10 protein-coding genes are annotated in these 11180 nt (G+C 67.5%); 7 read left to right on the top strand and 3 right to left on the bottom strand.

The annotated features are described in order from the left end of the window. Positions 1-4: 4 nt before the first annotated feature. From IM770_RS07890 to IM770_RS07880, 3 genes are read right to left on the bottom strand one after another with little or no spacing between them, the layout of a single operon-like run. Positions 5-1033 carry an NAD-dependent epimerase/dehydratase family protein gene (locus IM770_RS07890; RefSeq protein WP_203580584.1) on the bottom strand — a complete coding sequence of 343 codons (1029 nt, stop codon included), beginning with the start codon at positions 1031-1033 and terminating at the stop codon, positions 5-7. Continuing rightward, positions 1033-1788, bottom strand: coding sequence for a glycosyltransferase family 2 protein (locus IM770_RS07885; protein WP_203580583.1), 756 nt, complete (start codon positions 1786-1788; stop codon positions 1033-1035). The genes IM770_RS07890 and IM770_RS07885 overlap by 1 nt, the downstream gene beginning before the upstream one ends. After that, positions 1785-2984: a nucleotide sugar dehydrogenase gene (locus tag IM770_RS07880; RefSeq protein ID WP_203580582.1), complete on the bottom strand. Its 1200-nt coding sequence runs from the start codon at positions 2982-2984 to the stop codon at positions 1785-1787. The genes IM770_RS07885 and IM770_RS07880 overlap by 4 nt, the downstream gene beginning before the upstream one ends. Positions 2985-3121: 137 nt before the next feature. On the opposite strand from IM770_RS07880, the gene IM770_RS07875 reads away from it, so the two are divergent. The 7 genes from IM770_RS07875 (at position 3122) to IM770_RS07845 (ending at position 11158) form a co-directional block, all read left to right on the top strand. Continuing rightward, positions 3122-4021 carry a glycosyltransferase family 2 protein gene (locus tag IM770_RS07875; RefSeq protein ID WP_203580581.1) on the top strand — a complete coding sequence of 300 codons (900 nt, stop codon included), beginning with the start codon at positions 3122-3124 and terminating at the stop codon, positions 4019-4021. After that, positions 3994-5829, top strand: a complete 1836-nt coding sequence (locus tag IM770_RS07870) for a glycosyltransferase (protein ID WP_307785400.1) — start codon at positions 3994-3996, stop codon at positions 5827-5829. Before IM770_RS07875 ends, IM770_RS07870 begins: the two co-directional genes overlap by 28 nt. A 44-nt stretch (positions 5830-5873) precedes the next feature. Beyond that, positions 5874-7010, top strand: coding sequence for a UDP-galactopyranose mutase (glf, locus tag IM770_RS07865; RefSeq protein ID WP_203580579.1), 1137 nt, complete (start codon positions 5874-5876; stop codon positions 7008-7010). Beyond that, positions 7007-9016 carry a DUF6541 family protein gene (locus tag IM770_RS07860; protein ID WP_203580578.1) on the top strand — a complete coding sequence of 670 codons (2010 nt, stop codon included), beginning with the start codon at positions 7007-7009 and terminating at the stop codon, positions 9014-9016. The genes glf and IM770_RS07860 overlap by 4 nt, the downstream gene beginning before the upstream one ends. A gap of 50 nt (positions 9017-9066) precedes the next feature. Continuing rightward, positions 9067-9873: an ABC transporter permease gene (locus IM770_RS07855; protein WP_203580577.1), complete on the top strand. Its 807-nt coding sequence runs from the start codon at positions 9067-9069 to the stop codon at positions 9871-9873. After that, on the top strand, positions 9873-10643 hold the full coding sequence (locus IM770_RS07850; protein WP_203580576.1) for an ABC transporter ATP-binding protein: 771 nt from the start codon (positions 9873-9875) through the stop codon (positions 10641-10643). Before IM770_RS07855 ends, IM770_RS07850 begins: the two co-directional genes overlap by 1 nt. Before the next feature lie 86 nt (positions 10644-10729). Beyond that, positions 10730-11158 (top strand): GtrA family protein, encoded by a 429-nt coding sequence (locus tag IM770_RS07845; RefSeq protein WP_203580575.1) that lies wholly within the window; start codon positions 10730-10732, stop codon positions 11156-11158. Positions 11159-11180: the final 22 nt, after the last annotated feature.

Here is an 11180-nt window from a genome sequence, read left to right as displayed (position 1 = left end):
GCTCCTAGATGGTCCCCTCGGCGATCGCGTTCTCGATCCACGGGATGACCTCATCGAGCATGTCCTCGAGGCTGGTCGTCGCTTCGAAGCCCAGGACCTCCTTGGCCTTCGTGACGTCCGGCACGCGCTTCTGCACGTCGTACTCGAATGCGGGGTCGCTCACGAGGTTCAGGGGGACCTCGGCGCCCTTGATCTTGCGCCAGATGATCTCGGCGAGTTCGACGACCGTGTGGCCGACCGGGGTCGAGATGTTGAAGTCGTTGTTGAGCGCAGCCGGGTGGCCCAGGCTCAGCACGATGCCGCGCGCCAGATCGCCACCGTAGGTGTAGTGGCGAACCTGGTTGCCTTCGCCGAGGATGTGCAGCGGGTCCTGGCCCTTGAGCACCTTCTGCACCAGGTCCGGAACGACGTGGCTCATGGCCAGCTGCACGTTGCCCGAGTGGATCTCGACATCGCCCAGCGCGCGCGATTCGCCGATGCCGACGCAGTTGAACGGGCGGAGGATGGTGTAGTCGACGTCGTACTGGCCCTTGGCCGCGCGAGCGAAGTACTCGACCGCGAGCTTCTGGAAGCCGTAGGACGACAGCGGCGGCGGGACTTCGAGCTCGTCGCCCTCCTTGGACGGCCAGCGGTCGGTGGACTCGAAGACCATCGACGACGACATGTACGTGACCTTCTTGAGCTTGCCGCCCGCCTTCTTCACGGCGATGGCAGCGTCGCACGAGGACGCGATGATGCGCTCGTTCGCGGCGATGAGGTCGTACTGATAGGTGTGGAAGTAGGAGATGCCGCCGATCAGCGCGGCGCCGGCGATGAAGTGATCGCAGTCCATGAGCAGCTCGGTGAGTCGCGCGGTGTCGGTCACGTCGGCGACGACGAGCTCGTAGTTCGGGTTGTCGTCGTACGACTTCTTGACCGGGCCGTACTTCGAGTAGTTGTCGACGCCCACTACCTGGTACCCCTGGCGCAGCAGCTCCTCGACGACGTAGCCGCCGATGAATCCCGCCGAGCCCGTGATCAGGACCTTTTCCATTAGTTGTTTCCCTTCGTGCCGCGTGCGGCGTCTGCGATGTCTTCGACGGCCAGGGGGCGGCCGAATGCGAAGAAGTACCAGCGCAAGTACTTGGGAATCCACTTGCGCAGCTGGAAGTTGGAGGCGCCCGCGGTGCGGTCGAGCCAGATGGTCGGCAGCTCCGCGACGGGGAGCCGCGCACGGCGCGCCTTGGCGGTGAGCTCCAAGCCGATCTCGAATCCATCCCGCGACTGGATCGTCACGGTCCGCACGAAGTCGGTGTTGTAGGCCTTGAAGGAGTTCGTCGCATCGCGGGTCCCGATGCCGGCGAACAGGTGGAGGGAGGTCCCCGCGAGGCGCGAGAGCGTCCGCTTGATGCGCGGACCGCCGATCTGCTGGCCGCCGGCCATGTAGCGGCTGCCCGCGGCGACCACGACGCCGCGCTCCACGAGGTCGGCGAGCTCGTCTATCTGGCGCGGATCGTCGCTGCCGTCAGCCATCGTGACCACCACGGTCGGGGCGGCCGCGACGTCGAATCCGTATCGGATCGCCTGGGCGGGCCCGCGGCCATAGGTGTTGATGACGCACCGGATGCGGCCGTCGGCAGCGGCAGCGCGTTCTACCACCGGGATCGTGGTGTCTTCGGGGGTGTCCACCACGACGAGCAGCTCGAAGTCCATGGTAACGGTGGAAGCCACGCGCGCCAGGAACGCCGCGATCTCCTCGCCCTCGTTGTAGGCCGGGACGATGATGGAGACGCGAGGCGAGTTGCTCAAATGAGCACTCCGTTCCCGAGGAGATTCCAGACGTCGGCGACCGGCTTGTCGGTGCGCAGCTCGCGGTACTCCTTGTGCGGGGTCGCGATGATCAGGATGTCGCTGCGTTCGAGCACCTCGTCCAACGACAGCAGGGTGTCGTCGACGGATGCCGGGACGTGCGGGTCGGTCGCGATCACGGTGTGGGCCTTGAAGCGCAGAACTCGCTGCAGCTTGTAGGAGAGGCTGGAGCGGATGTCGTCAGAGCCGGCCTTGAACGCCATTCCCAGGATGCCCACCGTCAGCTTCGACAGATCATGCTGTCGCTCCAGCTGGCTGGCGATGTACAGCGGAAGCCCTTCATTGACGAGCATGGCGGAGTGGCCGAGCTGGAAGGTGTTGTCGCTGAATGCGGCCAGCTGCATGGTGTCTTTGAACAGGCAGGGGCCAGCCGCGAAGCCGGGGCCGGGCATGTCCTGGGCACGGGGGTAGTCGAAGGTCAGACCGGCGCGTACGCGCTCGAAGTCGACGCCCTTGGAGTTGGCCATCATGTAGAACTGGTTCACCGCGGCGAACTTGATGTAGCGCCACGTGTTCGTGAACAGCTTCGCCAGTTCCGCCTCTTCGGGAGACAGCTCCACGATCTTCTCGGTCAGTGATCCGAACAGGGCCTTCGCGCGGGCCGTCGCCTCGGGGGAGTACCCCGACACGATCTGGGGGAGCTCGAACAGCTCCGTCATCGCCTTGTGCTCGGCGATGCGCTCGGGGCAGAACGACACATCGACGCTCAGTCCCATCTCGGCGACCATGTCCCTCACCAGCGCGGTCACGCCGGGGTAGATGGTGCTGCGCAGGACGAGCAGCTGTCCGTCGCGGAAGAACGGTGCGCAGGTGCTCAGCGCGCGGGGGATGGCGTTGGGGTCGGGGTTGAGGTGTTCGTCCACCGGGGTTCCGATGACGACGACCACGTTCTCCGCGCCGGCGACGACCGACGGATCAGTGGACGCCGTGAGCATGCCCGAGGCGACCACGTCGGCCAGCACGTCATCGGCGCCGGGTTCGATGAACGGCATCTGAGCGCGGCGGATCTTGTCGACCGCGGCTTCGGCGACGTCGTACACGACGGTCCGCTTGCCGCGGCTCGCGAGGGCGATCGCAAGCGGCAGGCCGACGTGTCCGCCGCCGCCGACGACGACGACGTCATTCTCGAAAGTCACGGTGAGGCTCCCCATCGGTCGGGTGGACAACCTGTAAATCGTACCCCACCCCCACCGCCCGAACCGGCGCCGCGACGGCGTCCCCGCGGGCCGGATGATAGTGTCGGGCCGAGTTCGGCGGATGGGAGCGGGAACACGTGTCTGCGACGAATCCACGGGTCGGCGTGGCCGTGCGTACGAAGAACCGACCCTGGTTCCTGAAGCGGACGATCGCTGACATCGTCGCTCAGCGCTACGCGAGCTGGAGCGTTCACATCGTCAATGACGGCGGTGACCCGTCCGCGGTCGACGCGCTGGTGTCCGCTCTTCCAGATGAGCAGCGCCGTCGGATCCGGATCAGCCACAACCCGGCGCCGAGCGGACGCTCCGCAGCGGCGAACCAGGCGATCCGCGGCTTGGACACCGAGTTCGTCGTGCTGCACGACGACGACGACCTGTGGGATCCGGGCTTCCTCGAAGCGACTGTCGCGCACCTCGACGCGCAGCCGAACGACGTCGGGGTGATGGTGCGCACCGAGATCGTCTATGAGAAGCAGGAAGCCGGCGAATTCATCGAGACCGGGCGCGCGCCGTTCTGGCCGGGCCTGACAGAGATCACCTATTCGGATCTGCTGCAGGTCAACCGCGCGGTGCCGATCTCCTATCTCTACCGCCGGAGCCTCCACGAAGAGGTGGGATACTACCGCGAAGACCTGCACGCTGTCGAAGACTGGGAGTTCAATCTCCGCACGACTCTGCGCCATCACATCGGCTTCCTCGACGGCGAGCCGCTCGCGTTCTGGATGCAGCGGGCCGGGGTCGGCGGCGAGCTGGGCAACAGCATGTACGCCCTTGCGTCAGAGCACGAGCACTTCGACCGGCTGGTCCGCGACGAGGCGCTTCGCGCGTACGTGGAGCAGAACGGTCCGGGATTGGCCCTCTACCTGACGCGCTACATCCAGGACGAGGTCCAGCGACAGCTCGACGAGCGGCGCGGACCCGGGCAGCGGATCATCGAAGCGGCACGCGGATGGCGCCGTCGGCAGCGCCAGCGATGAGTGAGACCCCCGACTGGCACCTGCTTCAGCGCTGTGTTCTGACGACCGATCCGGAGCGTGCACCTCTCTACGCCCGCGGTGGATCGCCTCTGTCCCGCACCTCTCTTGCGCTGGCGCCGGGGGAGTCCGTGTCGTACGCCACCTACTTCGGCGCGTTCCCGGGCGGATACTGGGCGAGATACGCCGGCGTGAGCGACGTGCGCGCCGCAGTCACGATCGAGGGGAGTGCGTCGGTCAGGGCATGCCGCACGGATGCCGGCGGTCGCACGTCGGTGGCGGCGACGGCGTCCGACGCGGCCGGCCGGACGGTCGTGAGCACATCGGTCGATGTGGACACCGGCTGGGTGTGGCTCGAGGTCACGGCGGGCGCGGACGGCGCGACGGTCTCGGATGTCGTGTGGGAGACGAGCCGGGCCCCTCGTTCGGACGTGTCGGTGACGATCGCGATCACGACCTTCGACCGGGAGCAGGAGTGTCTGCGTCTGCTCGGACGGCTGGTCGACCCGGAGGTGCGCTCGAGCGTGGTGCGCGTCGTGGTCGTGGATCAGGGAACACGTCCGCTCCGCGACGCTCACGGCTTCGCCGCGGTGTCAGCGCGACTCGGGGATGCCCTGCGACTCGTCGAGCAGCCGAATCTCGGCGGCTCAGGCGGCTTCAGCCGCGGGATGGTGGAAGCGCTCGACGAACAGAGCAGTCATGTGCTCCTGCTCGACGACGACGTCGATCTGGAGCCCGAGTCCCTCGCCCGCGTCGCCCGGTTCGCGGCGCACGCGGACGGACCGCTGCTGGTCGGCGCGCAGATGCTGAGCCTCATCGAGCCGACGGTCCTCCACTCGTTCGGCGAGCATGTCGCGCGTCGGGGATTCTGGTGGGAGCCCGTCGAACCGTCGCTCTCGTCGGCCGACCTGGCCCGCGTGACCGTGGAGAACACGCCTGCGCTCAGCCGCCGGATCGACGTCGACTTCAACGGGTGGTGGATGTGCCTCGTGCCCTCGGCGGTCGTCGAAGAGGTCGGCGCTTCGCTGCCGCTGTTCATCAAATGGGACGACGCGGAGTTCGGCCTACGCGCGGCGGAAGCGGGCGTCCGTACGGTCACGCTCCCCGGCGCCGCACTGTGGCACATGCCGTGGACCGCGAAAGACGACGGGCTGGATTGGCAGGCGTATTTCCAGTTGCGCAATCGTCTCGTGGCAGCGCTCATCCACGGCGGGCGACGAGGCGGAGGTGTGCTCCGATCGTCCTTCCTGCAGGACGTCAACCACCTCCTGTGCGCGCAGTACGGTTCGGTCGTGGTGCGCAATCAAGCCCTGCGGGACATCCTGGACGGACCCGGGCATCTCGAGCGGACTCTGCGGGAGGGACCCGGGCGCCCAGCGCGGCTCCTCGCCGGTGAGCATCAGGTGGTCGTGCCCGTGGAGAAGCTCCCTGAGACCCGCCCCGCGACGGTGATGCGCCCGTCGGGTGTGTTGTCGACGGTCGCGCGCGCCGGGCAGGTCGTCGTCCACCAGCTGCGCCGGCCCCGTCCGTCGACGAAGCCGCCGCGCCTCCCACGCGTCGACGGGAAGTGGTGGTCGCTCGGCGTTCTCGACACCGCGGTCGTCGAAGCCGCTTCCGGACGGGGAGCGTTCGTGGCCGTCCGAGACCGGTCGCGGGCATGGCGACTGCTCCGGCAATCGGTGGTGCTCAGGATGAGACTGTGGGCCACCTGGCCGCGACGCGCGCGGGATTACCGCGCGGCGGCACCTGCGCTCGCGTCTCCTGCCGCGTGGCGGGAGCGACTCTCTCTGAGCGCCGCCGAGGATCTTTAGACTGTTACGGGCGCCCGAGCACCCGGAAAGGCTTCACGACACGCATGGATCTTCTCATCGTCGGCTCCGGATTCTTCGGGCTCACCATCGCCGAGCGTGCCGCGGCATCCGGGCGCAACGTGACGGTGATCGATCGACGTCCGCATATCGGAGGCAACGCCTTCAGCGAGGACGAGCCGACGACGGGCATCGAGGTGCACCGGTACGGTGCCCATCTGTTCCACACGTCGAATCCGGGGGTGTGGGAGTACGTCAACCGCTTCACCAGCTTCACCGACTATGTGCACCGCGTGTACACCAACCATCGCGGCGTCGTCTATCCGCTCCCGATCAACCTCGGCACGATCAATCAGTTCTTCCGCGCCGCCTACTCGCCCAGCGAAGCTCGGGCGCGTGTGCACGAGCTCGCCGGCGAGTTCGATCCGACCCAGGCGCAGAACCTCGAGGAGCGGGCGATCGGTCTGATCGGCCGTCCGCTGTACGAGGCGTTCATCCGCGACTACACCGGCAAGCAGTGGCAGACCGATCCCAAGGACCTGCCGGCGGAGGTCATCAGCCGGCTGCCCGTCCGCTACAACTACGACAACCGGTACTTCAACGACACCTGGGAGGGTCTCCCGACCGACGGCTACACGGCCTGGCTCGAGCGGATGGCAGACCATCCCCGCATCGAGGTGAAGCTCGGCCTCGACTTCTTCGATCCGTCGCAGCCGCTGAACAAGCAGGCGACGGTGGGCCAGGTGCCCGTCGTCTACACCGGAGCCGTCGACCGGTACTTCGACTACACCGAAGGCGCGCTGTCGTGGCGCACGCTCGACTTCGAGCAGGAGGTGCTCGAAGTGGGCGACTTCCAGGGGACGCCCGTCATGAACTACGCGGATGCCGATGTGCCCTACACCCGCATCCACGAGTTCAAGCATTTCCATCCCGAGCGCAGCGACCGGTATCCCGATGACACGACGGTGATCATGCGGGAGTACTCGCGGTTCGCCTCTCGCGACGACGAGCCGTACTACCCCGTCAACACTCCGGAGGACCGCGCCGGACTGCTCGCATACCGTGAGCTCGCCAAGGGCGAGCGGAACGTGTTCTTCGGCGGCAGGCTCGGCACGTATCAGTACCTCGACATGCACATGGCCATCGGCTCCGCGCTGTCGATGTGGAACAACCAGATCGCGTGACCGATCTCAGTTGGTGGGAGGCGGCGCCCGCCCTCCTGGCAGCGATCGCCGCGGTGCTGGTGCCCGGTGCCGTCGCGCTGTCCCCGCTGCGAATGGGGCTGCTGGCTCGAGCGGCCATGGCGGGTCCGCTCTCCGTCGTCTCGATCGGCGTGGCCGGTATAGCTGCGTCGGCGATGGGGATTCCTTTCGCTGCGTGGCAGCCGATCGTCGCCGCGGTGATCTTCGGGGTGCTCGTGTGGCTGGCGCCCCGCCGTGGAATCAGCGTGCCAGGCCGCGTGACGCCGCTTCCGCTGGTGCTGGCGTGGCTCGGTTCCGCGGCCATGATCGCGGTCGTCGCGTTCGCGGCGACGCCGAGCCCCGCACTGGTGAGCCAGACGTACGACAACGTCTTCCATATCTCGGCGATCGCCGACATCCTGGCCCACGGCGACGCGTCGTCGTTCACCCTCCGTACGCTCATCGAGACGGATCGCGCATTCGCGTTCTATCCTGCGGGCTGGCACTCGATCGTCGCGCTCGTCGTCCAGACGACGGGAACGGCGATCCCGGTCGCAGTGAACGCCTCGTGGATCGCCGTGTGCGCCGCCATCTGGCTCCCCGGTGTCGCGTGGCTCGCTCAAGTCTGCAGCCCGACTGTCCGACCTGCGACGGCTGCGCTCGTCGCGATGCCCCTCGGGGCCGCCTTCGGCGCGATGCCCTACGCACTGCTGACGTGGGGCACGCTGTACCCGACGTTCCTCGCCACCGCCCTGCTCCCTGTCGCTGTCGCGGCCCCCGTGCTCGCCGCGCGCACGCTCCGCAGAGCGCAGCCCGCCTACCGGCGACGGGTGTGGTCATGGGCGGCAGGTGGCATCTTCGCCGTCGTGGGGGCGGTCCTCTTCTCGCAGCCCCGCGTGCTCGCGAGCTGGGTTCTGATCCTTGCGGTTCCGGGAGCCGCTGTGGCGTTCCGTGCCGTACGCGAAGGGCTGGCCGGCGGGCCCGATTCGCGCTTGCGTACAAGACGGGTCCTCGCCGTGGCGGCGGTCGTGGTGGCGGCGCTGGCTGCGGCCGGCGCCTGGTACCTCGTCTTCCGCCTCGGGCTCTTCGAGCGACCGCTCACCGACCGGCTCGGCGGCCCGCAGGCGGAGGCTGTTCAGCCGCTGTGGGTCGGTGCCTGGCAGGTGATCTCCCAATCGTGGCTCACGGGTGTCGGGGTCACGGTGACGGCGCCCGCCATCCTTCTGGCGGCGTCCGTCCTGTTCGGCGCGGTCATCGCATGGCGCGACCGTCGCACGCGGTGGATCGTGATCGCCTACCTCGTCGTCGCGGTGCTCTACGTGTTCGCTGCCGGCTCCGACGATGTCGTGACGAAGCTCGCGACCGCTCTCTGGTACAAGGACAAGTTCCGCTTGAGCTCGGTGCTTCCCGTCCTGGCCATTCCGATCGCAACGCTCGGGATCGTCAGCGCTGCGCGGCTGGTGCGCCTTCGATCCTCCTCGAAGGTGGTGGCGGTGGCCACCGCCTGGCTGGTGGCGGTGGTGTCCGCGTTCACGCTCGCCGTGTCGGGCGTGCCGGCCTCGGTGGGGGCGGTCTTCCAGATGCCCCAGACCGGCGCGCGCACCGAGGTCGTCTCCGCGACGCAGGTCGCCTTCTTCGACGGTCTGGGCGAGACCATCCCGGTGGGGCAGCGGGTGCTGGGCGATCCGTGGGACGGCTCCGCCTGGACGCTCGCCTTCGGATCGCGGGAGCCGGTGTTCCCGCACGTGAACGGGCAGTGGGATGCCGCTCGACAGAAGGTGGCGTGGCAGCTCACCGAGATCGACACCGACCCGGCCGTGTGCGACGCGCTCGATGAGCTGCGCGTGCGGTACGTCGTGTACTCCCCGCATGCGCTCGGAGGCGGAGATCCCGCGGGCAATCACTTCCCGGCGGTGCACGATGCTGTGGAGGCCGGACTGTTCACCGAGGTGGCGTCCGAGTCCGACGTGCGGCTGTACCGCATCGACCAGTGCGGTCCGCTGCCATGACCGAGCGGCACGGATCGGGCCGCGAATCCGGCTCACCTAGACTCGACGGTGTGAGCATTGCCGCCGTCGGCGCCCCCGGATCGCCCCGGCGCTACCTCCACTCGCTGTGGCTCCTTTCGGCGCGCGATCTCAAGGTCCGCTATGCCACGAGCGCACTGGGGTATCTCTGGTCCATCCTGGATCCGCTCGTCATGAGCGCGATCTACTGGTTCGTCTTCACTCAGGTGTTCCAGCGCACGGTAGGGCACGAGCCGTACATCGTCTTCCTGATCACGGCGCTGCTGCCCTGGGTGTGGTTCAACTCCTCCGTATCGGATTTCACTCGAGCCTTCAGCAAGGACGCCCGACTGGTGCGGTCCACGGCCATTCCGCGCTCGATCTGGGTCAACCGCATCGTGCTCAGCAAGGGCATCGAGTTCCTCTGCTCACTGCCGGTTCTTGCCCTCTTCGTCGTGATCGCCGCATTCTCGGAGCATCCCGTACACCTCAACTGGGGACTGCTCTGGGTTCCGGTCGCGATCCTGCTGCAGACGGTCCTGCTGGTCGGGCTGGGTTTGCTCGTCGCGCCGTTGTGCGTGCTGTGGACCGACCTGGAACGCACCACGAAGCTCATCCTCCGCGCGCTGTTCTACGCCTCGCCCGTCATCTACGGCGTGGAGGATCTGCCCGGCGCGTTCGAGACCATCGCCGCGTTCAACCCCCTCTCCGGGATCTTCGCCCTCTACCGTGTCGGATTCTTCGCCGAGGAGTGGGATCCGTGGGTCATCGGCATCGGTGCGATCATGTCCTTCCTGTTCCTCGCCCTCGGGATCTTCTGCTTCCGGCGGCTCGAGCGCCCCGTCCTGAAGGAGCTGTGATGGCCGGCACCGATCTCGCGATCGAGGTGGACGGGCTCGGAGTGCGATTCCGTCGCAACCGGCGCGGCCGGCGAAGCATCAAGGACCTCTTCTCGGACTCGAACCGACGCTCGAAGCCCGACGAGTTCTGGGCGCTGCGTGATGTGAGCTTCGATGTGAAGCCGGGTGAGTCGATCGGAGTGGTCGGGCGGAACGGGCAGGGGAAGTCGACGCTGCTGAAGCTCGTCGCCGGCGTGCTGCTCGCGGACGAGGGCACGGTCTCGGTCAACGGGGGTGTGGCACCGCTCATCGAGATCACCGGGGGCTTCGTCGGCGACCTGACGGTTCGAGAGAACGTGCGTCTGACATCGGGGCTGCACGGCATGGCGAGGGCGGAGGTCGCGCGTCGGTTCGACGGCATCATCGACTTCGCCGAGTTGGGCGACTTCGTCGACACGCCCTACAAACACCTCAGCAACGGCATGAAGGTGCGCCTGGCATTCTCGGTCGTCTCGCAACTCGAGGAGCCGATCCTGCTCGTCGACGAGGTCCTCGCGGTGGGAGACAAGGCGTTCCGCGAGAAGTGCTATGCGCGGATCGACGAACTGCTCGCCGAGGGACGCACGCTGTTCTTCGTGTCGCACAGCGAACGGGATCTGCGGCGATTCTGCACCCGCGGGCTCTACATCCATCAGCATCGACTGGCGATGGATGCGCCGATCGGGGAGGTCCTCGAGCGCTACGATGCCGACCACTTCGGCGGCAGGCCGGCACCCGCAGGAGCCGATTAGACACGCCTGTCGCGAACGGGTTCCCCTCGTGCGACGAAGCTCGCCGCCGGCGCGGGCAGAGGCCCTGGGCATGACAGAATGTTCGAATGCGTCTGGGGCTGCACCGCTTGCCGCGTCGGTGGCGGTGGCTCCTCGGCCACAGCGCCACCCGCTATCTCCTCGTCGGCGGCTTCGCCTTTCTCGTCGACATCGGCCTGCTCGCCCTCTTCCACGAGATCCTCGGATGGCCGCTGGCGGTCAGCACGCCGACCGCATTCCTGCTCAGCTTCGCTCTCACGTTCGTCATGCAGCGGCAGCTGACGTTCACCACCTCGGCGAAGGTCGTCGGGAGCGCGGTTCGCTACACCCTTCTCGTCATCTTCAATGCCGTGGCGACGACATTGATCGTCGCGGGCGGCGCCGCCATCGGACTGCCGTGGGAGTGGGCCAAGGTCGTCGCCGTCGCGTCGACGACCGTCTGGAACTACTTCGCCTACCGCTACTGGATCTTCCCGCGTCCGCCGGCAGGCGAGTAGCCCCGCGTACCACCTGGGCCTG

Source organism: Microbacterium hibisci (assembly GCF_015278255.1).
GTDB classification, from domain to species: Bacteria; Actinomycetota; Actinomycetes; order Actinomycetales; family Microbacteriaceae; genus Microbacterium; species Microbacterium hibisci.
This window is presented reverse-complemented; position numbering and strand designations above follow the sequence as displayed.

What these genes read in the sequence shown, in the direction of transcription:
- IM770_RS07870 (WP_307785400.1), top strand. Translation starts at nt 3,994, where the DNA reads ATGGCGCCGTCGGCAGCGCCAGCGATGAGTGAGACCCCCGACTGGCAC.
- IM770_RS07890 (WP_203580584.1), bottom strand. Translation starts at nt 1,033, where the DNA reads ATGGAAAAGGTCCTGATCACGGGCTCGGCGGGATTCATCGGCGGCTAC.
- IM770_RS07850 (WP_203580576.1), top strand. Translation starts at nt 9,873, where the DNA reads ATGGCCGGCACCGATCTCGCGATCGAGGTGGACGGGCTCGGAGTGCGA.
- glf (WP_203580579.1), top strand. Translation starts at nt 5,874, where the DNA reads ATGGATCTTCTCATCGTCGGCTCCGGATTCTTCGGGCTCACCATCGCC.
- IM770_RS07845 (WP_203580575.1), top strand. Translation starts at nt 10,730, where the DNA reads ATGCGTCTGGGGCTGCACCGCTTGCCGCGTCGGTGGCGGTGGCTCCTC.